We start from the raw sequence: 24969 nt of genomic DNA, 5'->3' as shown, positions 1-24969 counted from the left end.
ATGTCGGGGTTTCTTGTTTTCTTATAATCCACTAATAAAGCTTCCATAGAGATCTTTGAACTGATAGCCTTCCGAAAAACGGTGTTTGCTCAATTTTTTATGGGAAACGAGCCCCCAGAGCAACAATTCCTTCAAGAAATACGTGTCCTCCTTCGGGAAATCCGGTTGGTATTCCTTGACCAAACGATTCAATTCGGGAATACGGTCCAACGTTCGTTTGTATTCCTCATCGGTGAAATCATCCAACAATTCGAAACCTTCGCTTTGTTGAAAGAACCACGACAACAAATCGTCATAAGGCGTCTGCGCGTCTTTGCGTTCCAGTTTATTGATCTTTGGAAAGTATTCGGGAAACAACGATTTTACCGCATCATCGATCAATATTTCGGCCACGGCATCGGCTCCCTCCTGCTCGCCCTCATACACCAGTTCGATTTTTCCGGTAATCGCGGGGATTACCCCCAAAAAATCGCTTAAACGCACCGAAGTGGAATCCGCTCCGGTCAACAAAGACCTACGTTCGGCCGTACTCAAGAGATTTTCGAAGGCGGTAATACTGGTACGGGCACTCACCCCACTTTTCGCATCGACATATTCACTGTTACGGGCCTCGAAACTAATCTGTTCCAACAGGTCTTTTGCTATATCAGGGACATATACCGAGTCGGTCTGCCTTTTATCTAAATTGGATTCCTGTTCGGTAATCTTTCGAGCCGTTTCGATGTCATCGGGATAATGCGTCAAAATTTGGGATCCTATCCTATCTTTTAAAGGCGTGACGATACTTCCCCGATTGGTGTAGTCTTCAGGATTCGCCGTAAAGACGAATTGCAGATCTAACGGAAGCCTTATTTTGAAACCGCGGATCTGTATGTCGCCTTCCTCCAAAATATTGAACAACGACACTTGGATTCTCGATTGCAGATCTGGCAGTTCGTTGATTACGAAAATGCAACGGTTCGCACGGGGGATCATCCCGAAATGGATGACCCTGTCATCGGCATACGACAACTTCAGGTTCGCCGCCTTTATGGGGTCTACATCGCCTATCAAATCGGCCACGGTCACGTCGGGCGTAGCCAACTTTTCATAAAAACGTTCGTCACGATGCAACCACGAAACGGGAGTTTCATCCCCTTTTTCCTTGATCAATTCCTTGGCATATCGCGACATGGGCGCCAAGGGATCATCGTTGATCTCGGAGCCCTCGACCACGGGAATATATTCATCCAGCAGATTGACCATCAAACGCGCCAAGCGCGTTTTGGCCTGTCCGCGAAGTCCCAACAAATTGATGTTGTGCCGCGATAGAATGGCCCGCTCCAATTCAGGTATCACTGAATTTTCATAGCCGTGAACGCCTGAAAAAGTTTCTTCCCCGTTTTTTATTTTGTCTCGCAGATTATCCCGCAATTCATCTTTGATGCTCTTGCTTTGGTAACCGGCCCTTTTTAGTTCTCCTAGCGTGGAGATTTTGTTGGTATCTAACTTCATATACTTTTTTGTATTCATCGTCAGTCTGTACTTGTCGAAGACTTTTTAAGATTCTAGTTCGCTTCGACTGGCTCAGCGTGACATTTCATCTTTGATTTGTACTTTTTAATAAAAATTCTTACTTACTTCAATCTTTTCCTTCTGTTATTTTCGTAATCCTCAAAAATCATTTCGCCCAATCCTTTCAATCCCGTGAAAAAAGCCTTGCCCTTGTTCGCTTCGGTAAAATGGCGGATGAACTGCATCAGATACGGATCTTGGGCGATCATAAAAGTCGTAATGGGAATATGCAGTTTTCGGGCCTGGCGCGCCATGTTGTAACATTTCTCCACGATATAGTCGTCAAGGCCCACACTATTCTTATAATAGTTGCCGTCGGGAAGCCTCAAGCAACTGGGCTTGCCATCGGTGATCATAAAAATCTGCTTGTTGGTATTGCGTTTCCTTCGCAGCATATCCATCGCCAATTGTAATCCGGCCACGGTATTCGTGTGATAGGGACCGACTTTCAGATACGGCAGATCCTTGATGGGAATCGGCCAGGCATCGTTCCCGAAGACGAGAATGTCCAAGGTATCTTTTGGATATCTTGTCGTAATCAGCTCGGCCAAGGCCATAGCGACTTTCTTGGCGGGCGTGATCCGGTCTTCGCCATATAAGATCATGCTATGGCTGATGTCGATCATCAGCACAGTACTCATCTGGGCCTTATGTGCCGTATCTTCAACGACAAGGTCGTTTTCGTCCAAAGAAAAATTGCCGATACCGTGATTGACCTGGGCATTTTTCAAACTTTCTGTCATAGAGATATTTTCAAGACCATCGCCGTAACGGTATTCACGAAAATCGCCCGTATGCTCGTCGCCTATCCCTGATTTTTTGGTCTTGTGGTTTCCGGCCCCGCTGCGCTTCAATTTTCCGAAAATTTGGTCGAGGGCACGTTGCCGAATGATACGTTCCATCTTTGCGGTAATAGAAATCTTTCCTCCCTTGCCGGTGCCGTCATCGCCTTCTTCACCTTCCTCGCCCATTTGGCCTCCGCCATCCTCGAATTCTTCGCGAATATATCCTTTGGCCTTTAAATCCTCTATGAAATCGTCAATGGTATAGTCGTCATCGGTCAGTTCATATTCTTTGTCGAGTTCGCGCAACCAGTCGATGGCCTCATCGAAATCGCCCGAAGTATGGGTGATCAATTCTTGAAAAATATCGAAAAGTTTATCGAAGGGGGTCAGTTCCGGAGCTTCGTAGGTCGAAAACCGAAACCCTTTTCTTGTCATCATAGCCATCTCATAAAAATACTACATTCTATAAAATGCGAAGCCTTTTTAAGAAAAGTTAACGGTCTGCCTGTTATGAAGTGTTAAAAACGGCGTACAACCTAAATATGATCTATCTTTATTTAAAGAATCTGTTACATAATTGCCAAAGTCGCGGTCTATTAACCACAGTTTGAACCAACGGATATGTCAACTTCAACTGAGAGAATCGAAATCATCGATGCCCTTCGCGGCTTTGCACTTGCCGGAATATTGATCTGCCATATGGTAGAACAGTATATTGGTGCGGCAGCTCCGGCCAGTTTCTATGAGGCTGTCAGCGCTGGAGTGCCCGATCAGGTGGTCGATGCCTTTATCGGAATTTTTCTACGCGGCAAATTTATAGCACTCTTTTCCTTTTTATTCGGACTCAGTTTTTTCATTCAAATGGACAGAGGTGCACAAAAAGGAGTAGCTTTTGGCGGAAGATTCCTTTGGCGCTTGGTCTTGCTATTGCTCATCGGCTATGTGCACAGCCTTTTTTATCGGGGTGATATTTTGACCATTTATGCGATGCTCGGTATTTTTCTAATACCATTCTATAAAATGGACAACAAGTGGGTACTAGGCATTTCGGCCGTACTGTTCCTTGGTTTGGGCCGGTATATCATATTCCATTTCACTGGGGGCGATCACCTGTTTTTTGATGTCGACCCAACGGACCAAGATGCACCGCGTGTTTTGGAATATTACAACACCCTTAAAAATGGTAGTCTTTGGGATGTCTTTGCGACCAATGCCTGGGAAGGCCACCTAGACAAAATGAACGCTCAATACGGAGTTTTCGGAAGGGGCTATTTTACGTTCGCTTTCTTTTTGGTGGGATTGTTCGTTGGGCGGTCCGGATTTTTCAGTCGCTTTAGGGAAGAAAAAAAACTGACCAAGCGAATACTGATCTGGGCCTCTGTTCTATTGGTCGTTTCCATTGGAATTATAGCGGCGGCCTTTATGAGTTTGGGCCCTGAAGCACAATTGGACAATTACATCGCCATGGTCGGACTCTCGGGAATGGATATGGCCAATTTGGCCATGACCCTGATCTATATTGCCCTTTTTGTTATGCTGTATCGTAAGGCCAGGCCTGAAAAATGGTTGGCCCAATTGGCACCATATGGTCGAATGGCCTTGACCAACTATGTGCTGCAGAGCATCGTGGGCACCGCATTGCTCTTCGGTTGGGGGCTGGGCTATCTCGGGGAACTGCAAAACAGGTATACCTTTTTGATCGCCATTGTTGTTATCATCCTGCAAGTGTGGATAAGCAAGCTTTGGTTGCAATACTTTCATTACGGTCCGCTGGAGTGGTTATGGAGAAGCCTTACGTTCTTCAAGGTTTTCCCGATGCGCAAGAAAAATTAGCGGTACGGGTTGAGAAGTTCACAGTCCATCGTGTTTCCTTAATCTTATACTTCTTATCTCGTCTTTCATTCAAACGTATAGCTTGTTTTATTGACTTCCGTAAGCCTGAAATAGCCATGGGCATAGTTATCAGGATTCGTCAAATTGATACAATTTCCCTTGATCGATACGGGTGTGGTCTCAAAAAGTCCGACCCCACCGATCTGTTCGATGAGAATTTCCATATAGTCCTTGTAGGCTTCCGAGATTGCATACATTTCAATGCCGACAACATCCCCGGGAGCTAGGGCCTCCTTTTCATCGGTATCATCATCCTCCTCGAGTTCGTACCACCAATCGATTTCATTGCCGTTGACGAATTCGTCGTGACCGACTTCCAAATCCGGTAGGCGTTTCCCCTGCTTTTGAAACTTAAAAAAATAACTATTGCCTTCCTCGGGCGGGTCGGTAAATACCACATGCAATTCAAGCACCTCGTCATCAAAACCATCTTCAACGTCTTGGTACAGATCCGTAATCTCAGGGACGGCATTCAGGGTTTCGGTAGCATTATAAGTTTCGCCATTATGCACAACCTCTAAGGTATAGGACTGCCCCAGTACAGGAATAAATCCGCTCGTATGGTATTCGCCGTTGTTCTGGTCTTCGAATACGAATTCCGTACCGTTCGAATCGTTCGTTACCTTGACCGACGCACCCGTTACATTGGTGTATTCGGTGGTGTTGAAAAAGGGAGTGGATGTTCGCAACCGAATGGTCTGCTCGTTTCCCGTAGTGCCTTTTTCCCAGTCCAACGACGCTTCAATGACCAATCTGGTCGGCGCCGTCTGTACGGGCACATCGATGACATCTTCACAGGAAATAAGGGCCAGTGCTAAAACAAATATGCCTATTAGGATTTCTCCAATTCTTCCCCATTCCCTAAAGGGATAATTGGAGAAATCTTTATTCCATCCTTTAGGACAGGAGGAAAAGGATAAGGATTTCGATCTTTTGTTCAAAACATAAATTCGGTCAAACCATGCGATGTGTTCATTATTCTTATCCATATGCTTAAAATTTAAAGTTATAGGTTATGGAAGGGACGATTCCAAAAATTGCGGTACGGGTCGCTTCATTGGCCCCAGTTTCGACATTCTGCCCGAAGGAAATCGAGGCGGCATTTTTCCGGTTGTACACATTGTAGATGCCCAACACCCATTCGCCTTTCAATCGTTTATCAGGCCTTCGGTTGGGAATATAATTGACGGAAAAATCAAGGCGATGGTACAGGGGCAAACGATCTGAATTTCTATCGGCATAACTGGCTACCGAAATGCCCTCATATTCATATTGCCCGTTCGGATACGTTACCGGCCGCCCTGTCTGAAATACAAAGTTGGCCCCAAAACTCCATTTATCGTTGAGCTTGTAGGCCCCGTTTACCGAAATGTCATGGGTTCGGTCATAGGGCGTATTGTACCATTTGCCGTTGTTGATGCCCAATCCCCCGGCCTTGCCACCGGGCGTTCGCTGCTCCGATTTTGAAAGCGTATAGGCGAGCCATCCGGTCAAATTTCCTTCGTTTTTTCGAAGTAACACTTCGAGGCCGTATGCCCTTGATTCCCCGTTCAGGATTTCGGTCTCGATCGTATTCTGTCCGATCAGGTCGGATCCGTCGATATAGTCGATGCGGTTATCGACCGTTTTGTAGTACACTTCGGTTTCCAAGGAATAGCGCTGGTCCTTGAAATCTTTAAAATAGCCCAAAGCATATTGGTCCGACAATTGCGGCTTGACGAATTTTCCACTGGGGGTCCAAACATCCAAAGGGGTTGCCGAAGCGGTGTTCGAAAGCAAATGAATGTACTGGGCGACCCGTGAGTATCCCGCCTTTAGCGATGAAGCCTCGTTCAATTGGTACGCCAAAGATGCCCTTGGCTCCAGGTTCCCATAACGGATTATCGATTTGCCCTTTTCGTATTCTGTCTCCCCGATAGCGGTACCCCGCTGGTAAATGCCAAGCCCGCCGTTGTACACCACGGGGCGATCGTTCGCATATTCTTGCAAAGCCTGCCCGCCAAGACGGTTGAAACTACTGTACCTCAGGCCGTATTGTACGGTCAGCTTTTCGGTCAACTTGTGTTCGGCATTGACGTAGGCCGCACTTTCAAAAGCCTTTTTACGGTCCAATTTCATGGAGTTGACGGCAGAGGTCTCAGAGGTAGGCCTGATCTGCCCCGGGTCAAAATCGTAGTAAATGCCGCTGGCGCCAAAGTCAAGCTTGAATTTATCGCTCAGGTAATATTTCAGGTCGTATTTAATATTGTAATTGTTGATGGAGGAAAGCCAATCGAACTCCCCCGAAGTAAGCCCAAGGTCATAATCGTATTTGCTGACGATCACCGAGAGGTTCGAAAATAGTTTTTCGTTAAAAATATGGTTCCAGCGCAAATTTCCAGAAGTATTACCGTAGCTGGCATTGAAATTTTGGCCGAACTTGAAGGTATCCCTACCAAAATAGCCCGAAAGAAAAAGGCGGTTGTTGGCATTGAGATTGTAATTCGTCTTAAGGTTCAGGTCATAGAAACTTACCGTATTCTTTCCTTTGCCCGCCGCTTTTAACAGTACATCGGCATAGGAGCGTCTCCCTGCGACCAAAAAGGACCCTTTTTCCTTGAACAAGGGGGCCTCAACGGCCAAACGGCTCGAGATGATCCCGATACCCCCTGTAAGTGCCAGGTTTTTGCTGTTGCCGTCTTTTTGGCGGACATCCAACACGGAGGATACCCGACCCCCGAAGCGTGCGGGAATACCGCCCTTGTACAGTTTCACATCTTTGATGGCATCGGCGTTGAAGACCGAAAAGAAGCCGAACATGTGCGAGGTGTTGTAGATAATGGCCTCGTCGAGCAAGACCAAGTTTTGGTCCCCTGCTCCTCCTCTCACATGGAAACCGCCCGTACCTTCGCCGTTGTTGGTCACGCCCGGGAGCATCTGTAACGATTTCAGCACATCGACCTCGCCCAAGACCACCGGCATTTGCTTAACTGTGGCAATGTTCATCTTGGCCACGCTCATCTCGGGTTTTCTAAGACTTGCCCGTTCGGGTTCGTCGGCGGAGACGATGACCTCTTCGAGTTGGGTCGAGAACTCCGAAATCTCGAAATCGATTTTTTGATTGGTGTTCAGGGTGATGTCTTGATCGATCTCGGCATACCCCATATACGAGATGTTCAAGGTATATGTGCCCTCTGGGGCCGTGATCGAATAAAAGCCATATTCATTGGTCACTACCCCGATGGTCGTGCCCTTTAGAAAAACGGAGGCCCCAAAAAGGGTCTCGCCATTTCTTTTATCGGTAACGGTGCCGTTGATCGTATAGTTGGTCTGGGCCATGCCTGCGGCACAGCTAAAAAATAAGCCCCATAAAAGCCAGATTGTAAAACGAATTGAGATAGGTGGATTGCTTTTCTCCATTTTTTGATTGATTTGTTGTCGTTGTTAGAGACAATGGAAAAAATGAAGGGTTGCATGGGGTTTGGCTTTTTAATAATGTGAGCCAATGGGTTTTGTTAAAAAGTATGCAATAACTGATTGTGCGTAAGGCTTTTCAACGGACTAAAAAGAATTAGATTTGTAAGAATCTTATAATGGATATATGATTAATGATCATATTTCTACGTTGCGTGCAATTTGCCTACGTTACCAAGATTTGGTATATTTGAATAAATTTAGAGTCAAAATGGGAAAAAACACATCAATATCACTCGGAAATCATTTTGAGGATTTTATCAGAGAAGAGGTCAAATCTGGAAGATATGGTTCGGTTAGCGAAGTAATTCGTTCCGCATTACGATTGTTAGAACGTGAAGAAAAAAAAGAAAGAGAACTGATTAAAGCGCTCGAAGTTGGAGAAAATAGCGGATTTGTTGAAAATTTTGACCCAAAACAGCATCTGAAAGAATTACATCGTAAACACTTATGAGTAAAAATAAATATCGCATAAGTCAACAAGCGATTGAGGATTTAGATAAAATTTGGATTTATACTCTTAACAAATGGTCTAAAGAACAAGCTGACAGATATTACGACCTGATAATTACGGAAATTGAATTTATTGCTGATAACTATATGACAGGAAAATCAGCAGAACAAACTCGAAAAAATTATCGTGTGACCAAAATAAAATCACATTTGATTTTTTATAGAAAAGTGGAAAATGATATCGTGGAAATTGTTAGAATTTTACACCAACGAATGGATATTAAAAAACGGCTGAAATAAAAAAACTGCACACAACAATGGTAACCGTTGCACAAGCCCCTGACCGACCATGGAACAGTTCGATATAAGCCCTTTTACGGGGCTTTTTTCTTGTCGGCTCAGAAGATGTAGTCCGATATTCGAGGCCCTATCGAAGGACCGAACAGGTATTGAAGGACGCTTTTGAACGTTGTTTCCAAAGCAAGTTTCCCCGCCCCGCTTTTTGCCCGTTTTTGGTCGAATTTCAGGTACTTCTTCAGGCCCGTACTGAGCATTCTAAGTATTGTAGGCGATCGCCGAGAGGTGCATCACCTTGTTCGCCTGTGCGAGCCCTATGGTATTTACCTTCCTCAGGCCCATGAACCGGGTCCGCGTGCCGAACACGGTAATGCGCTAACAGACAAATTCCAGAACGATAGTTGCCCGATTTCACTATATTTCCGTAAAATTCGCAGAACTGCGTTTAGCCCTTTAGATGGAGGCAATTTGAAGAAAAGACCATGAGCAAAATAAAATTGATAATAGTATTGAGTATTTCTCTTTTTTTTAATTCTTGTCAATCACATGAGAAAGGAATGAAAAAGAGTGAAAGAGTTGAAATATTTGAACAAGTTTGGGGGAATGTAAATCAGCATTTCTATGACCCAATTTTCAATGGAATTGATTGGAATGAAAAGCACATTGAATACAAAACCAAAATTGAAGATTGTAATAATAACGATACTCTTTTCTCATTACTAAACAAAATGCTATTTGAACTTAACAGTTCTCATTGTGGCGTTGGATTACTCTCTGATTTAGACAAAGCAGTTTCACCATACATTTTTAGTTCTGGCGAAATAGGAATTGATATCCGAATTATTGAAAATCAGATTGTAATCACTAAAGTCATAAAGAACTCCGCAGCAGATAATGCTAATATTAAGGCTGGTTACATAATCGAAAAAATTGATGATTTAACATTATCGGAAATTGAGAAGCTTGTAAAATATAAACCACCATTTAATGACAGGAATAAAAAATTTCATCTTACAGCGGAAGTATTAAGGCACACCTACGGACAGTCAGGTACAAATATTGAAATAGTTTTTTGGGATGAGAATAATAAATCTCATTCTAAGATATTAAAACGGACAGAACGACTAAATGGAATATCATTAGGTGGAGTAATGCCTCTTGCTTACCTAAATTCACAGAGTTTTTTTATTTCAGAAGACATTGCTTACTTAACTTTTAATGCTTTTAATCCTGCTGATTTAGAACACGTATTAAATGATTTACAAAAAGTAAATAAATCAAAGGGCTTAATCATTGATTTAAGAGGAAATGACGGTGGTTCAATTGAAGGAATGAAATTGTTGCTCGGAAGATTTGTTTCAGAAAGGAAAAAATACGGAACTTATATCAACAGGAACGAAAGAAATGAAGATTATATTGAACCTATTGGTACTAATTATCAAGGCAAAGTTGTTTTGTTAGTTGATGAAATGAGTATTTCAGGTGCGGAAAATATGGCAGGAATAATTCAATATTTAGGAATTGGAAAAATTATTGGAAATCAAACTCCTGGTCAGATGTTATGGGGCAACGGATACCTAATAAACGACAGTATTGCTTTAGCAATTCCAATTTACAAACTTGAATATCCGAATGGGTTTAATCCAGAAAACAATGGAATTACACCCGACATTGAAGTAGAATTACAACGAGAAGATTTGTTTAAAGGAAAGGACACTCAACTCGAAAAAGCAATAGAACATTTAAAGGAAAAAATATGAAAAACACATTACAAACATTTGTTGATGAAGCCCCAGAAATTCAAAAGGCTTATGCAGGTTTTATCCAATCATTAATTGCAGATGAAGGTTTAGATAATAAAACCAAACAACTGATTTATATAGGAATGAAAATGATTGCAGATGATGAAAGTGCAGTTAAAATGCACGTTCCAATGGCGAAAAATGCAGGAGCAACAAGAGAAGAAGTAAAAACTACTGTTCTATTGGGACTATCTGTAATTGGAATGAAAGCAGCTTCAAAATATTTGCCATTAGTTTTGGAAAGTTTTGATGAAAATTAATTGAGATGAAATCACTTACAGAATTGCCAAATATTGGAAAAACTCTTGCAGATAAGTTGAATTCAATTGGTATTAAAAGCGAACAAGAGTTAAAACAATTAGGAAGTGAAAATGCAATAATAAAGATTGCAACCATTGAAAATAGTGGGGCTTGCATAAATATGCTTTATGCTCTTGAAGGTGCAATTCAAGGAATTAGATGGCACGGACTTGACAATGAGCGAAAACAAGAATTGAAAGAGTTTTATAGAATGATGAACAGGTAGCCCCCCCCTGCTCCCGCTAGTCTCCTCCTACACCACTTGAAGTGGTTTTGGCGGACAGGTACTGTAAGTGTCCCTATAAACAGCTACGGTCAAAATTGGACTAGATGTGGAAAGCGAATCATTGCTACGGAATTTATTATCTTTTCTTTCTCGTAGCAGAACTGCGTTTAGCCCTTTAGTTTGCATTCATATTGACAAAAAACACGAACAAAGAATGAATAAAAAGAATAGCGTATTTATTGCGACAAGTTTAGACGGCTATATAGCTGACAAAAATGGTGGACTTGATTGGTTACATTCTATTCCAAATCCTGATAATAATGATATGGGATATGTGGAATTCACTAATGGAATTGATGCACTTGTTATGGGACGAACAACATTTGAAACTGTAATCGGATTTGATGTTCCTTGGCCATATACCAAACCTGTTTTTGTATTGAGTAACAAGCTGCAAGAAATCCCTGATTCTCACAAAGACAAAGTTTTATTGGTCAAAGGAACATTAACGGAAATTTTAGCGCAAATTCATGAGAAAGGGTATCAAAGATTATACATTGATGGTGGAACAACAATCAGGAATTTTTTAAAAGCAGACTTGATCGATGAAATGATACTGACAACTATTCCTGTTTTATTAGGTGGTGGCGCTTCATTGTTTGGAGAATTGCCAAACCAAATGAAATTTGAACTCATTGGAACAAAAACATTTCTAAATCAAGTATCACAGAGACACTATAAACGAAAAAAATAAAATACGAAATGCCAACAAGAGTAACCGTTGCACAAGCCCCTGACCGACTGTAAGTTTCCCTAAAAACAGCTACGGTCAAAATTGGACCAGATGTGGAAAGCGAATAATTGCAATGGAATTTATTATCTTATCTTTCTCGTAGCAGAATTGCGTTTGACACTTTAGTTGTATTCCACTAAATGAGTAAGAAATTCAATTATATTAATTTGATCATTTTGGTCTTCTTCGTTCAGGGAAGTTATGGTCAAACAATTGATTCTATCAATGTTTTTGTCGAAAAAGAACTAGTGACAAGAAAAATTCCGGGGTTATCAATCGCCATTTTTCAAAGTGGAAAAATTATACACAAGAATTCTTACGGCTTTAGTGTCGTTGAACACCAAGTACCAGCCAATAACAATACGATCTATGCTTTAGCCTCGCTGACGAAACAATTTATTGCCGCTGGAATTCTTTTGTTGGAACAAGATGGTTTGGTCGAAATTGATGCACCCATTGAAAATTACATCGATTCCCTACCCGACAAATGGAAACATTTGACTTTAAAACAACTCCTTTCCCATACTGCTGGATTGGCCTCAATGGAAGAAGAATGGAGAAGTTTAAAGCAAAAGGGTTGGCCAAAACATGTAACAAGGGAGATGTTATGGAATTCCGCAAAGAAAGACACAATAATTGATAGGGCGGGAAATCAGTTTCGATACCACAATGTTGGATACTCATTGTGCATTTTTGTAATCGAGAAAATCACAAAGGGTGACCATAGGGCATTCTTTAAACAAAGAATTTTTGAGCCACTTGAAATGCATAACACCTTTTTTGAAGATCAGACCAAAGTGACCATGAACCAAGCCGAGGGATATACACTAAAAAATGGAAATTTGGCAAAAATATGGCGTGTTGGACAAGAAGATATAGGTGTGGGCGATGGGCTGTACTCTAATCTTGAAGACATGATTAAATGGATCGTCGCTATAAATAACAATACATTGTTAAGTCCAGAACAGCAGGCAAAAATGTTCACGAGAATCACACTAAACAATGGCGCTTCATTTCGTTATGGACTTGGTTGGTGGTTGCCGGAACGGAATGGAATTCCATATCGGTACCATAATGGGGTAACCGGCCCGGAAATATTAAGTATTCCAAGTGTTGAATTGGACATTATCATTCTCTCAAATTTGGGGCAAGGAGAATTTGACGAAGTCCATTACTGGGGCCTTGCCCAAGAAATCGCTGGTCTTTTCTTTTTTGACGATTATCGGCACCCACAAAAGGACACAACATTAAAGCCCGATAATCCTCAGTTTTATATTGGGAGGTTTGAATATGAAAGTGGGGGGAAATTAGAAATTTACCTGAAAGAGAACCGACTTTATTTGAAAGATAATTATGGTGAATCATTGATGGTTTATAAAGGAAATAATGAATTTACCTTAGAAGATGAACCAGTACTATTTAAGTTCATAAATTCAAATACAATTCTAATTGAAGATGAAACTTGGAATGATGATTTCGCAAATAGAATAAACAACTAGAAAACAGGCCGTATGTTCGTACTAGCTAAACGCCGCTATGCTACATGTAAGAGCCGTCATAGATAATTCAAAAAAATACGATGAAGATAAAATTGAATATTGTCATTTTTGGTGCAATGCTCTGTTTGGGCGCATGCAAGGGTAATGCCCAGCATGCAGAACCGTTGCACCCAATTGTTCAAAAAGCCAAAGAAACATCATTGTATGCTGATCGGGTCAGTTGGGAGGAAGTGAATGCACGATTTTTGGAATTGACCAAAGGCAAACAAAGTGTCGATGAACTCAAAGATGGCTTGCAATACCTAATAAATAGTTTGGGAGATAAGCACGCACAAGTCCGTTCAACAAAAGATTATTCAATTGTCGTAAGCTACACAGGCGAAATTGCCGAGGAAAATGGCGTAGAAAGAAATTCAAATTTTGTCAATACCGTAATAAACGATGTTTCTGCACAATTCACATATAAGTTACTGCCCGATAAGATCGGTTATTTAAAGGTCGTTGGCATAGGGCCGGGAAATGTAAAGGAACAATCGGATTTTATACGAAATGGATTAAAGGACTTAAAAGAAAAAGGTGTTGATAAATGGATCGTCGATTTAAGGTTCAATGGTGGCGGAAACATGGAACCCATGATTTCGGGCTTGGCTCCATTGATCGGCGAAGGTAAAATCGGGGGAGCCGCAAACTACCGGAATGAAATGACCAGACAATACAAAATTGAAAACGGGCAATTCAACAACAATGGTAGAATTGCCTGCGAAATGGACGACTTACCAAAGATAAAAACAACAGAGAAGGTCGCGGTACTATTAAGCAGATATACCATAAGTTCGGGCGAAATGGTAGCCGTTGCCTTTAAAGGCCGTGATCATACAAGATTTATAGGGGAAGAGACCGCAGGATATACAACCGGAAATGGTTTTGACCCTATAAATAATGAAATAGTACTCATAATTTCGCAGGATGTATTCGCCGACAGGAATAACAACATTTATGATCAGAAGGTCGGGGTGGACGAACATCTCGAATTTCAACACGATGTTCCATTGGAAAATGATCTGCAATTGAATAGGGCCGTCGAATGGTTAAAAGAGTGACGGCCAACATCACATATAAAATAGCGGTTTATTGCTTAAAAGAAAGGTAAATTATAGTCCGTTATAATACGAAAAACAATGATTGAAATCCGCTACCTTTCATATACAAGACCACTAGTGAAAGAATGCCTATTGCAAGATTCAATTAGTAAGAATAAAATTGAATAGAACGAACCCTCTACTTTGTATACTATTGCTTTTGGTCCTGTTAGGCTGCGAGGATGATAACCCTACTGTTTTAAAGGAACCTATCTTAGGGATGGAGTTTGTTAAAATAAAAAAAGGAAGTTTTCTTATGGGAGACCATGAGAATTTAAATGATTCGGAAACCCTACATGAAGTGAACATAACCTATGATTATTGGCTTGGAAAGTATGAAGTGACTCAGGCCCAATGGCAAAAGATCATGGGAAATAAAGAACTACATCCTCAAAAGCCCTCTCCATTTCGTAATGTCAATCCCGATTTTCCGGTAGTCAGTATTTCGTATTATGATGTTGAACTGTTTCTTGACAAATTCAACGATTTATCGACCGAATACCGATTTCGTCTTCCAACAGAGGCTGAATGGGAATATGCCTGCAGGGCGGGAACTAAAACCCCCTTTTCCTTTGGAACGGCACTTGATGATAGTTTGGCCAACTATAACCCCAAAATACAATCAAAGTATTCGATAAAAGGGATTTATCTGGAGCGTCCCGCATCTATCGGCAGCTACCCGGCCAATCAATGGGGGCTTCATGATATGCATGGGAATGTGTGGGAATGGGTCAGTGACTGGTATGCCCCCTACTCGTCCGGTAAGGTTACAAACCCAACGGGACCTTATGAAGGAAAAGAAAAGATAATACGGGGCGGTAGTTGGTATTTTGGAGCAGAAAATGCGAAATCCTCACACAGACGAACCCATGAACCAAATTTATGGGGATTTTCAATCGGATTTAGAGTGGTTTGTGAAAGGAAAAATTAAAATACAAAAACGAATACACACGATTTTTATATGTTACGTTGAAGAAAGTGCTATGTGTTAAGGTTTGTGGTCTACTTTAAACCCGTAACGATTATCTATGCAGAATGGCAAACAAAAACTATGATCATCATAGTTTGAACCGACTGAAAAAACTACACGTCCATGATCAGCTTATAGCCTACCCCTCTAATGTTCGCTATTTTCACGTTTGAATCGGCTTCGAGTTTCTTGCGCAATTTAGAGATGAATACATCCAAAGTTCTGCCGACATAGTCCCCTTGATCTCCCCAAACCTTGTTCAGAATAACTTCGCGCTCCACGGTTTTATTGACCATAGTATATAAAAGCAGTAGTAAGTCCGCCTCTTTGCTGGTCAATTCTATTTTCTGTTGATTGATCAAAAGTTTGGTATTCCGCTTGTCAAAATGGTATTCCCCCAAGGGAATCAAATTCGGGTCGTTTCGCGTGGTCTTTCTGCGATTCCAAAGAAAAAGCAACAGTCCGCATAACATGGCGAAAAGCACAGCCAGCATGCCATAACCCATGGCACCATTTTCAGCCATAACAGGAAGTACCGAAGACTCGACCTTGTTTCCCGCCAGAAGCGTAAACACAAGGGTATAACAGGCTTTGGGCTGCATTCTTCCGATGCAGGGAATGATGTCAGATTGCTCCAGATCGTCCATTTTAAAACTATAGACCACCGCTCCTGTTTCGCATTGTTCGACCTCCACGATATAGCTGCTTGCCAGATCGGTTTCCGATGCAATGCTATCAATGATCGAAACCAACCTAGTGGGCTCGAATTCAAATTCCGATTCAAACTGAATGCTGTAGCGCCCATCTTCCTCTATGATCGGTAAGACACGGGAGGTACTATCCTTTGAGCTGAGAAGTACCTGATGCCCGATCATGCGAAGAGCGACTTCAATACTTTTTTCATCAGGGGAATCTTGGGCATTACCACTTACGAATATCAGCGTTAGGCAAATAAAAAAGGAAAGGGTGAATTTAAGATGTCTTGACCGCATGCTACAAAATTATTTGAATTTGGGCCAAATTGATAATCATTTACACAAAATTTACATCATTTTACACTTTAAATACACACCATAGCGACCATCGGCGTTAGTTTTGGAAAGAAATCAATTTTAAATATATAGGATATGAAACGACGTATTTTAATTTTTTGCACTTTACTTGCAGCCTTAGGTCTAACGGCATTTGGCGTTATGAACTGGAATGATCAGGAAGCCCATCGCGCCGAGGCGGCCTCAAATGAGGAAATCGCCATGAACGAGCCCGTTTTAGGGCCGAAAGACAAAGAGATCTTTACTGATTTTATCTATGATGTGGGACCAAGGTTCAGCCCCATTAAGAAAACGAAAGTGGATGGCGCAAAGGCCGTTTCCGATTTTTTGGATGCCGATGTAGTGGCCTCTATGGCCTCAGTGCAGTCCGTCGGCATCTTACTTTTCGAAAATGAAAAACTAACCGAAGTGCTTGAAAGCGGAACTACGGCCGCCTTGACGGACAGGCAATTGCAACTATTGCGGTCTTTCGACTATTCCACCAACTTTGTAGTCCGAGCGGATTATAGGAAAAAAAATGGAAATACGGGCATACTTGTAAGCGATTACAGCACCCCGCATATGACCATAGTTCCAGAAAATCAGGCCGAATATGCGCAGGGCAAAGAAGTGCTGATGACCTACCTTAAGGAAGAAAGCAAAGAAATATGGGCCAATGTCGACCCCGAGAAGTTACAGCCTGCAAAACTTTTCTTTAGGGTGACCGAGCAGGGCACAGTTGAAGTCATCAGACTCGATAGGACTTCAGGTTATCCGGAGGTCGATGAAAAAATGATTCAGTTGATTTCCGACCTTCCCGGGTCTTGGATACCCGCTAAAAATGCCGCTGGCAGACCCGTGGGGCAAGAATTGGTCGTCTCTTTCGGGTTGATGGGCTGCTAGATAATCGAACCATTTTATTCAAAAAGGCTTTTTTGTTTCGGCAAGGGGGCCTTTTTCTTTATATCAAACAAAACTTTTGCGACTTATGGTAACCGCTGTTACTAGTCCACGACTATTGATTTTCGGCCAGGTATCTTTAATAGAAAGCTTATTGTAAGCCTTGCTTTGTAACCCTCTACTAAAGTCAGTCTACTTACTATCGGCCAATGATGGATCGACTCTGCTATTTTGGAATAAAAAGACACTTTGTTCCCGTCAACGATGACGGATCTTTCAATAGGTTTTCTTCTATCCACATATGACAAAAACCCTAATGTGATGGCCATACGCAATACCCATTGCATTGCTACCTGTTGAGAAGTAAACCTATGATATATAAAAAAACGGCCCATATAGGCCGTTTTTTTATATGCCAGTAAATTTAGGCTGTAGGTTATAGGCTTTCTACGACCTGTGCGTCTGAGGCATTCTTTTTTACCGAAGCTATGCCTTTTTCCATACTTGAGTTACCGGCGTACATTTGACTGGTGCCGATAACTTGGCCGTTGGCAGCCTTGAGATTGAATCGTGATTTGCCGTTTTTCGCTTTTGTACGATCAAATTTAGAATCGTCCTTGCTGTTCTTGCGAACAGATTCGATTCCATTATCACAGGCTTTTCTGGTGTTGTAAGCTTCACTGCTTAAGATAACCAATCCGTTTGCGGCCTTTAGATTGAATCTGAACTTGCCCGCCTTGTCTTTTTTAATTTCGAATTTTCCCATATTAATTGAAGATTTTAGGTAAGATATAAGCGTCTGTACTGAAGCACAAAAAAGTAAGTCTTTGTCTTCTGATGCTAATAACGAATTTCGAGGCGCATTATTATATATAATCAGTGCCGACCCTTCAAAATGCTATTCAGGTGACACAGATGTTTCTTGGTTCTTAGGTGAACGATATTTTTGACCGAAGGGTCGAACGGGTGCATTAAATATTTAAAAACTGTAACAATCGATTGACAAATCAATCTTATAAACGAAACTTAAACTATAGTTCATGAAAAAAATTCCTTTGATCAACCTTTTTCTACTATCGATTATTATCGGTTACCTAGGTGTCAATCATTTTAAGAAGGAAACGGCGCACTTTAAAAAGTTGACGGCGGAACGCATCGATATCGTTGGTGAAGATGGGAATAAATTTATTGTACTTAGCAACCCTAAAGACCAAGCCTTGGCCACTACCAATGGTGAGGTTACCAATCCGACAAATACCGAACGAAATACCCCGGGCCTTATCTTTTTCAATCGTGAAGGTGATGAAGTCGGAGGACTCGTATTCGATAAGGACGATGAAGGCGGTTATCAAATGTTGACCTTTGATCAAAACAAGAGCGATCAGATCATGGTATTGCGCAAAGATGAATATGAAGAAAATGGAAAATGGTTCAGACAGTATGGTCTGGAGATCAGCGAACGGTCTGAGAAGCCGCATATGCAGATCATGAAAGAGTATAATGCGATCCGCGCTATGAAAGATTCGGTCGAACGACAAAAGGCAATGGATGACTTTTGGAGCAACCCTGAACATCTAGCACCAAAGCGCCTGTTTCTTGGTCGATTGGAAAACTTGGATACAGGACTTTTCTTATTGGACAAGGAAAACAAATTGAAGTTGTCGATATATGTAGACCCCGATGGAAATCCGGTAATTCAGTATGTCGACAGTCTAGGAAACAAAAAGAGCCTTATCAATTAAGGTTTAAATGGTAGATTAAGGAAATGAAATTTAAAAGAACATTCTTCGTATACTTTCTAACGATTATTTGCTTATCCGGATGTACAGAAAGAAAGCCGACTCAATTTAAGGATACCGACACCTACATATTGGTCGATGAGTGGCCAAAATTGCCCCCTGAATTGGTATTGGGCAATCCCACGGGGCTTGGAATTGATTCTGAGAACAACATTGTTATTTTTCACAGGGCCGGCAGGGTCTGGAAAGAACCGATGCCTGAAGACAAAATTCAAGAGAACACCATTCTGACAATCGACAAACAAACCGGGGAGGTAAGGAGAAATTGGGGTGCGAACCTTTTCGTAATGCCGCATGGACTTGAAATCGATAAAGAAGATAATATTTGGGTCACCGACGTTGCCCTACATCAAGTTTTTAAATTTAGCCCTGAAGGAAACCTCTTAATGACATTGGGCGTGGCTCGAATCGCCGGCAATGACGACCGACACTTTAATCTTCCGACGGACATAGCGGTAGCCGACGACGGCTCTTTTTATGTCAGTGATGGTTATGGCAATAGCAGGGTGGTCAAGTTCTCAAAAGATGGCACCTATCTGTTTGAATGGGGAACTTTCGGAGACGGGCATTCAGAATTTAAAACACCACACGGGATAGACCTTGACAAACACGGAAATGTTTATGTGGCCGACCGTGAGAACAATAGAATCCAGAAGTTCGATGCGCAAGGCAACTTTCTAGCACTTTGGCAAAATAAAAGATCAGATCAATTGTACTCCGTTGCCATAGACCATGAAAATAGCCATCTTTTCGCAATCGATTACATGACCAGTCTTTTTGGCCTGATTGTCAATGGTTCGGATATCTTTCGATTTGATACGGATTTTGAACCGCAAATACAATTTGGAAGAACGGGTCACTACGACGGCCCCAAATCAAGATATCACGATGTGCTGGTCGATGACGAAGGCAGCATTTATGTTGGGGATATATTGAACAACAAGGTCCAAAAATTTCGCTTGGATAAAGGTAATTGAAAACCTAAGCTTTAAATATGTTTCTTCGTGATGTCGTCAATCGCTCAATTAATGTGAAGGAAACTCGATTACCTATGAAGCTATTTGATGGCATAAAGATAACTTTTGTCCGATTTCATTATATTGTAAAACCCTATTTCTATTTTCCAGAACAACTTTAAATTAGTACGCGCAAAACATGAACACCAATAGTAATTGCCTAACGTTTTTAAGGTTTGCCGCAATCTGTTCTTTTCTAGGGGCGTTGACAACTATTTTATTGATTTTTCTGCCAAATCCCGCCGCCACCGATTTCGAATCACAAACCTTATTGTATGAAAACAAGCATTATATAAGCAAACTTTGGATACTATTCGTCCATCCGCAAGTAAATTTTTTGGCTTCTTTGGGAGTCGCTTTTATGTTATTGCGAAAGTATCCCCTTCAAATAATCGTGGGAACGTTCTTTTTGTTGCTATGGACGTTTACAGAAATATCCCAACAGGCATTGTTGATCGATAGTTTGAACCAAATATGGCGGCCAGGTTACATCGAGGCCGAGAATGCGTTGGGCAAAACCATGTTCGAAACCCTTATAAAAGCCGCCAATGGTATTTCAGATAGTAAGTATTTTGTGGTAATCTATGGTTTTGGTCTAGGGTCTTTTTTTTATGGAATGGCATTCATCAAACAAAACGAATGGGAAAAATGGATCGGCGCGGCACTAGTGTTCATTGGTTTGCTGAGTCTCTGCTCGTTCGCACGCTACTACTTGGGGGTGAGTTCGCTAAATACCCTTGTGAATTGGTCTTATGAATGGATCTACCCGTACCTGCAGCCTTTAGTGCGAATGGGGATCGGTCTTTGGATTTTCAAAGATATTAAAAAAATGGCGATAGCTGATCCCAATGGTAACGGTTAAGTGCTTAGTGGGCCTAAAAATTACATTGGTATAATCGACCGCACTGCAACAAATCTTAAAACCTTATTAATCGGAGGTCACCACTTCACTGATCTGCAGCACAGGCCGAATATTCGTATAGTTAGGTACGTCGGCCCGAAGTGCCTCAGAATGTGTGTCCATTAAACTTTGACATGTAGCCATGTCGGCAAAGTAAAAATAGCCGATGGCCACATAAGGGGCCATCGTATCGGGTGCGCCGCCGCCCAAACCTTTATCGATGGCCATGGCCTTTAAATCATCTCCGAAAAGACGGGCAGCCATGGGCATATGCTGGTTCGAATAATAGTCCATGTCAAAAGTATTGCCTTCCCCGTTGGGATAAAAGATGGCCACCTTGACCATTCCCTTTTTAACATCGGAAAGATCCCAAGATTCATTACCCTGAAACCCCAATAGAAGAATAACCGCTATAAGCAAGATGCTAAGCTTTGTTTTCATAGTTTGATCGATTTGAAGATTGTTTTAAAGATAAGATAAAAGCTTCATTTTGGCCTCGATTTATTTACCGAACTAATTGTCGTATTTTTAGCGTTCATCATCAAAAACCTAATATCATGAAAAAATTAACACTGTTGTTCTGTGCATCGTTCTTTCTTTGTTTATTTTCAACTTCTGCCCAGGGCGATAAGGCACTGGTACAATCCGCCCTTGAAGACTACGTAAACGCGATATACGATGTCAAACCCGAATTGATCGAACGCAGTGTCGATACCACTTTGCGAAAAATCGGGTATTGGTACGATGAAAAGTCCGGTACGTATAAAGACAACCTACCGATGACCTATCAACAACTTTATGATCTTGCCGGTAAATGGAACAAAGACGGTAAGCAGGTAACAGTTGATTCGCCCAAGAAAATCGAGATTTATGAGGTCAATGACAAGACTGCGACGGGCAAGTTGACCGCTGAATGGGGTATCGACCTTTTTCATCTGGCCAAGGTCAATGGTCAATGGAAAATCATGAATATCATCTGGCAGAGCCATTCCAAAAATTAAAAGAGAATATTCCATGGAGCAACGCATGAAAAGAACCGGTGGTCTGCTGGCGGTCTTAATTGTTTCATTTGCGCAAATGGCCCTAGTAGTTAGGCATGATGTGCCGAATCAGCGTTATATTGAATTGGCCAAAAAATACCCTCAAATTTGCCATTTACCAGATGGCGAGGCCACATTGATCAAAGAAAATTGGTTGCTTACGGCTGCGCATGTAGCCACTATTTTACAAAATGATTTGAAAAAAGGTAACGTACCCAAGATCGGTATTGGGGACCAAAAGTTTGATGCAATACGCGTAGTTTTACATCCCGATTATGAATTGGGTAAGCGATTTATAGCCAATGACATTGCTTTGATCAAAATCAAGGGAAATGTAAAGACCATTCCCGTTGCAAAGCTTTATACCCAAAAAGATGAGGAAGGAGCAATAATTACAATTGTGGGAAGAGGCGATTTTGGCAACGGCCTATCCGGTCCCAAACTAAAGGATAAAGTCACAAGAGCGGCCACGAACCGAATAGAGGGCGTGAGCGACCAATGGATTTCGTTCGACTTTGATGCCCCTGAATCTGAAAACACAACCGAACTGGAAGGCGTAAGTGGCCCCGGGGATAGCGGTGGGCCTGCCTTTTTGGATATCAACGGCGCTCGATACATTGTAGGAGTTAGTTCACATCAGATGAATAATGGCAAAGCTTCAGGGGTTTACGGAGTTACGGAAAACTATGCGCGGGTAAGCACCTATAAAGAATGGATTGAAATGACCGTCAAATGATTTTCATGCCATCTTTCGACAATCGTTGATTTACCCGGTAACTAGGATGCAGTATCAACTCTTCATATCCGTAAACCGGTCTAACTTCAGGTTTTCTACCTTGTATTTCATTCATCACAATTTTTTCCACCCTCGTGCAACTATTCTAAATTCGTATTGTCTTTACAATAACAACGACCGTAATGGGAAGGTTAAAAACATACTGACCTAATTGGAAACCGACATCCGTTTTACGCACCGTGATCTTGTTGAGAAGTGCAAGACCGGCCATGCCAGCTCGCAATACCAGCTGTATTCGCTCTATGTCGATGCGATGTACAATATCGGTATGCGCATGTTGGGCAATAAAGAAGATGCGGAGGATATCGTGCAAGACAGTTTCGTCGATGCTTTTAAAAACTTGGCACGCTTTAAGTACGAAAGCACTTTTGGGGCCTGGCTCAAACGGATCGTCGTCAACAAAAGTATCAACCATCTGAAGGCCAAAAAGGTTCCCGTAGTACCGATGGACGAGCATGAGTTTCATCTGCATGACGAGCCACCCGAACAGATGGAGGAAGTCGAGATCAAAAAAGTAAAGGTCGGTATCGAAAGGTTGCCGATCGGCTATAAACAGATTCTTAGCCTTTACCTGATCGAAGGCTACGATCACATCGAGATCGGTGAAATATTGGGTATTTCGACCTCGACCTCGAAATCACAGTACCATCGAGCGAAGAAAAAATTAGTGGAAATCATAAGCGAATTGTAATGGACAATTTTGAAAAACATATCCGGGAAAATGTGGCGGAATTCGACGAACATAAGGCCGACAGTGCAAAAATGTGGGCCAATATCGCCACTGAACTTAAAACCGAGGCACCCAAGGTCGTTCCTCTTTGGAAATCTTCTTGGGTACGTATGGCGGCAAGTGTCGTCATCCTTTTGGGAGTAGCTGCAATCATCGGCCTTTCCGGAATCGGAAAAGGTTCCGACATAGAAACGACCTATGTTTCCAAAGAACTCATGGACATCGATATGCACTACAAAGGCCTGGTCTCACATCAGGTACAGTTGGTACGGAACCATCCGAAATTATCGGAAGATGATAAGGCCGAGTTTCTCTCTTTTATGGGCGAACTCGACGAAGAATACGAACAATTACGGTTGGAAATGCAAAAAAACCTTGACAATGAATTGGTGTTGGAGGCCATTGTTTCAAACTACAAACAGCGCATTGAATTGATAGAAAAACTGCTACGTCAGATAAACGACTCGAAAATACAAGATGAAGATTATGGATACACTTTGTAAAAAACTATTGTGGATTGCGATGGCGGTCGCCCTTGGGCATGGGGTCACCGCACAAGAACGGGTGTCTAAAAAGTTGGAACGGTCGTACACCATGACCGATTCAGGCGAACTACATCTAGAAAACAAATATGGGAACATCAATCTCTTTGGATGGGACAAAAACGAAGTCTCCATCGTTATCGACATTGAGGTGAACCATCGAAAAAGAGAAAATGCGGAAGAGTTGTTGAAGCGTATCAAACCTATTATTCGCGACAATGATGATTATGTGTCGATAACGTATGAAATCGCCGAAAAAGAGGGCGGATTTTTTGCGAACCTTTTTGAGAAAGCGAATCCCTTTGATTTTGACCGTAGCAATATACAGGTCGATTATACGGTCTACATGCCGGTAAAGGCAGAGCTGGAACTGACCAATACTTTCGGAGATGTCATTATCGAAGATTGGAAAGGGCCGTTGAAGGGAAAGGTCGAGCATGGCGACCTATGGATAAACGATGATCTGAACAAGGCGGATATCGATATGAAGTATGGAAAAATTAGGGCAAAATCGATCGACTATGGAAAGCTGACCCTAAAGAATGGCGACCTTGATATGGAAAACTCGAAGAACTTACGGATCAACAGTAATGGTACTGAGATCTCATTGAATACCATTACTTCGCTTGAATTCGATTCGAACAAAGACGAGGTGACCATCAAGGAAGTTGGTACGATATACGGTAATCTGAAATTCACGACTTTGAAACTTGATCGCCTGTTGACCTCAGTTGATATGACCATGCGGGTCGCCGACTTCAGGGTCACAAAAATTTTAGATCCGAAAACCGATATTGCCATCGCACAAGAATCTTCAGAGATAAGTTTCAACATAACCGGTTTTCAGCACCGTTTTGAGGCTACCATAGAAGAGGGTCTGGTACGCCTTCCGAAATCGTTCGATAACGTAGATTCCAAAATGTTGGACAAGGGCAGAAAATTGCGCGAGATAAAAGCATCGTATGGAAACAATCCCCAAGGAAAAATTACCATTACGGGCCAAAAAGGCATCGTACTTTTAAAGGAACTTTGATGCATTGTATCAATTTC

Annotated in this window: 26 protein-coding genes and 1 pseudogene; 19 read left to right on the top strand and 8 right to left on the bottom strand. The window is 41.9% G+C overall.

Going from position 1 to position 24969, the window contains the following annotated elements; all coding sequences use genetic code 11:
• Positions 1-21: 21 nt before the first annotated feature.
• The gene (locus ACEZ3G_RS10020) at positions 22-1494 is read right to left on the bottom strand and encodes an AAA family ATPase (RefSeq protein ID WP_432425349.1); all 1473 of its coding nucleotides are present in this window, start codon (positions 1492-1494) and stop codon (positions 22-24) included.
• 122 nt (positions 1495-1616) lie between these two features.
• Entirely contained in the window at positions 1617-2783 is a 1167-nt protein-coding gene (locus ACEZ3G_RS10015) for a vWA domain-containing protein (RefSeq protein WP_432425348.1), read from the bottom strand.
• A 177-nt stretch (positions 2784-2960) separates the two neighbouring features.
• Between ACEZ3G_RS10015 and ACEZ3G_RS10010 the strand changes: the two genes are divergently transcribed.
• Positions 2961-4172 carry a DUF418 domain-containing protein gene (locus ACEZ3G_RS10010; protein ID WP_432425347.1) on the top strand — a complete coding sequence of 404 codons (1212 nt, stop codon included), beginning with the start codon at positions 2961-2963 and terminating at the stop codon, positions 4170-4172.
• Positions 4173-4237: 65 nt separating this feature from the next.
• Here the strand turns inward: ACEZ3G_RS10010 and ACEZ3G_RS10005 are convergent, their stop codons facing one another.
• Positions 4238-5221, bottom strand: a complete 984-nt coding sequence (locus ACEZ3G_RS10005) for a DUF4249 domain-containing protein (protein WP_432425346.1) — start codon at positions 5219-5221, stop codon at positions 4238-4240.
• 4 nt (positions 5222-5225) lie between these two features.
• Positions 5226-7631 (bottom strand): TonB-dependent receptor, encoded by a 2406-nt coding sequence (locus tag ACEZ3G_RS10000; RefSeq protein WP_432425345.1) that lies wholly within the window; start codon positions 7629-7631, stop codon positions 5226-5228.
• A 265-nt stretch (positions 7632-7896) separates the two neighbouring features.
• On the opposite strand from ACEZ3G_RS10000, the gene ACEZ3G_RS09995 reads away from it, so the two are divergent.
• Positions 7897-8139, top strand: coding sequence for a type II toxin-antitoxin system ParD family antitoxin (locus ACEZ3G_RS09995; protein WP_024742610.1), 243 nt, complete (start codon positions 7897-7899; stop codon positions 8137-8139).
• A complete protein-coding gene (locus ACEZ3G_RS09990) occupies positions 8136-8438 on the top strand; it encodes a type II toxin-antitoxin system RelE/ParE family toxin (protein WP_432425344.1) in 303 nt (100 codons plus the stop codon). The genes ACEZ3G_RS09995 and ACEZ3G_RS09990 overlap by 4 nt, the downstream gene beginning before the upstream one ends.
• Positions 8439-8536: 98 nt before the next feature.
• Here ACEZ3G_RS09990 and ACEZ3G_RS17075 read toward each other — a convergent pair.
• Positions 8537-8801: pseudogene (locus ACEZ3G_RS17075) on the bottom strand (hypothetical protein); the annotation flags it as partial.
• Between the two features lie 191 nt (positions 8802-8992).
• On the opposite strand from ACEZ3G_RS17075, the gene ACEZ3G_RS09980 reads away from it, so the two are divergent.
• The 7 genes from ACEZ3G_RS09980 to ACEZ3G_RS09950 all read left to right on the top strand — a co-directional run bounded on the left by ACEZ3G_RS09980 (position 8993) and on the right by ACEZ3G_RS09950 (position 15125).
• On the top strand, positions 8993-10195 hold the full coding sequence (locus ACEZ3G_RS09980; RefSeq protein WP_432425342.1) for a S41 family peptidase: 1203 nt from the start codon (positions 8993-8995) through the stop codon (positions 10193-10195).
• On the top strand, positions 10192-10497 hold the full coding sequence (locus tag ACEZ3G_RS09975) for a carboxymuconolactone decarboxylase family protein (protein ID WP_432425341.1): 306 nt from the start codon (positions 10192-10194) through the stop codon (positions 10495-10497). Before ACEZ3G_RS09980 ends, ACEZ3G_RS09975 begins: the two co-directional genes overlap by 4 nt.
• A 5-nt stretch (positions 10498-10502) precedes the next feature.
• Complete coding sequence (locus ACEZ3G_RS09970) at positions 10503-10763, top strand: TfoX/Sxy family protein (protein ID WP_432425340.1); 261 nt, start codon at positions 10503-10505, stop codon at positions 10761-10763.
• Positions 10764-10977: 214 nt separating this feature from the next.
• A complete protein-coding gene (locus ACEZ3G_RS09965; protein ID WP_432425339.1) occupies positions 10978-11517 on the top strand; it encodes a dihydrofolate reductase family protein in 540 nt (179 codons plus the stop codon).
• A gap of 179 nt (positions 11518-11696) precedes the next feature.
• Positions 11697-13055: a serine hydrolase domain-containing protein gene (locus ACEZ3G_RS09960; RefSeq protein WP_432425338.1), complete on the top strand. Its 1359-nt coding sequence runs from the start codon at positions 11697-11699 to the stop codon at positions 13053-13055.
• Positions 13056-13135: 80 nt separating this feature from the next.
• Complete coding sequence (locus ACEZ3G_RS09955) at positions 13136-14155, top strand: S41 family peptidase (protein ID WP_432425337.1); 1020 nt, start codon at positions 13136-13138, stop codon at positions 14153-14155.
• Between the two features lie 259 nt (positions 14156-14414).
• Entirely contained in the window at positions 14415-15125 is a 711-nt protein-coding gene (locus ACEZ3G_RS09950) for a formylglycine-generating enzyme family protein (protein WP_432425336.1), read from the top strand.
• Positions 15126-15277: 152 nt separating this feature from the next.
• On the opposite strand, the gene ACEZ3G_RS09945 is transcribed toward ACEZ3G_RS09950, so the two are convergent.
• Positions 15278-16156, bottom strand: coding sequence for a winged helix-turn-helix domain-containing protein (locus ACEZ3G_RS09945; RefSeq protein WP_432425335.1), 879 nt, complete (start codon positions 16154-16156; stop codon positions 15278-15280).
• A 135-nt stretch (positions 16157-16291) separates the two neighbouring features.
• Here ACEZ3G_RS09945 and ACEZ3G_RS09940 point away from each other — a divergent pair, with 135 nt between their 5' ends.
• Positions 16292-17098: an energy transducer TonB gene (locus ACEZ3G_RS09940; protein ID WP_432425334.1), complete on the top strand. Its 807-nt coding sequence runs from the start codon at positions 16292-16294 to the stop codon at positions 17096-17098.
• A 433-nt stretch (positions 17099-17531) separates the two neighbouring features.
• Here ACEZ3G_RS09940 and ACEZ3G_RS09935 read toward each other — a convergent pair whose 3' ends face one another.
• Positions 17532-17861, bottom strand: a complete 330-nt coding sequence (locus tag ACEZ3G_RS09935; RefSeq protein ID WP_432425333.1) for a YegP family protein — start codon at positions 17859-17861, stop codon at positions 17532-17534.
• Positions 17862-18135: 274 nt separating this feature from the next.
• On the opposite strand from ACEZ3G_RS09935, the gene ACEZ3G_RS09930 reads away from it, so the two are divergent.
• The 3 genes from ACEZ3G_RS09930 (at position 18136) to ACEZ3G_RS09920 (ending at position 20772) form a co-directional block, all read left to right on the top strand.
• Complete coding sequence (locus tag ACEZ3G_RS09930; protein WP_432425332.1) at positions 18136-18837, top strand: hypothetical protein; 702 nt, start codon at positions 18136-18138, stop codon at positions 18835-18837.
• 23 nt (positions 18838-18860) lie between these two features.
• Positions 18861-19871, top strand: a complete 1011-nt coding sequence (locus ACEZ3G_RS09925) for a peptidyl-alpha-hydroxyglycine alpha-amidating lyase family protein (protein ID WP_432425331.1) — start codon at positions 18861-18863, stop codon at positions 19869-19871.
• A gap of 178 nt (positions 19872-20049) precedes the next feature.
• The gene (locus ACEZ3G_RS09920) at positions 20050-20772 is read left to right on the top strand and encodes a hypothetical protein (RefSeq protein ID WP_432425330.1); all 723 of its coding nucleotides are present in this window, start codon (positions 20050-20052) and stop codon (positions 20770-20772) included.
• A 66-nt stretch (positions 20773-20838) separates the two neighbouring features.
• Here ACEZ3G_RS09920 and ACEZ3G_RS09915 read toward each other — a convergent pair whose 3' ends face one another.
• Positions 20839-21252: an EthD family reductase gene (locus ACEZ3G_RS09915; protein ID WP_432425329.1), complete on the bottom strand. Its 414-nt coding sequence runs from the start codon at positions 21250-21252 to the stop codon at positions 20839-20841.
• A gap of 116 nt (positions 21253-21368) precedes the next feature.
• Between ACEZ3G_RS09915 and ACEZ3G_RS09910 the strand changes: the two genes are divergently transcribed.
• The 5 genes from ACEZ3G_RS09910 (at position 21369) to ACEZ3G_RS09890 (ending at position 24952) form a co-directional block, all read left to right on the top strand.
• Positions 21369-21812, top strand: coding sequence for a nuclear transport factor 2 family protein (locus tag ACEZ3G_RS09910; protein ID WP_432425328.1), 444 nt, complete (start codon positions 21369-21371; stop codon positions 21810-21812).
• Positions 21813-21825: 13 nt separating this feature from the next.
• The gene (locus ACEZ3G_RS09905; RefSeq protein ID WP_432425327.1) at positions 21826-22587 is read left to right on the top strand and encodes a S1 family peptidase; all 762 of its coding nucleotides are present in this window, start codon (positions 21826-21828) and stop codon (positions 22585-22587) included.
• A gap of 211 nt (positions 22588-22798) precedes the next feature.
• On the top strand, positions 22799-23338 hold the full coding sequence (locus ACEZ3G_RS09900) for an RNA polymerase sigma factor (protein ID WP_432425326.1): 540 nt from the start codon (positions 22799-22801) through the stop codon (positions 23336-23338).
• Positions 23338-23880 carry a hypothetical protein gene (locus ACEZ3G_RS09895; RefSeq protein WP_432425325.1) on the top strand — a complete coding sequence of 181 codons (543 nt, stop codon included), beginning with the start codon at positions 23338-23340 and terminating at the stop codon, positions 23878-23880. The genes ACEZ3G_RS09900 and ACEZ3G_RS09895 overlap by 1 nt, the downstream gene beginning before the upstream one ends.
• Positions 23864-24952, top strand: coding sequence for a hypothetical protein (locus tag ACEZ3G_RS09890; protein WP_432425324.1), 1089 nt, complete (start codon positions 23864-23866; stop codon positions 24950-24952). The genes ACEZ3G_RS09895 and ACEZ3G_RS09890 overlap by 17 nt, the downstream gene beginning before the upstream one ends.
• Positions 24953-24969 lie beyond the last annotated feature (17 nt).

Source organism: Meishania litoralis (assembly GCF_042611095.1).
Classification (GTDB): domain Bacteria; phylum Bacteroidota; class Bacteroidia; order Flavobacteriales; family Flavobacteriaceae; genus Meishania; species Meishania litoralis.
Note: the sequence above shows the minus strand (reverse complement) of the source record. Positions and strands in the feature narration are given on the sequence as shown.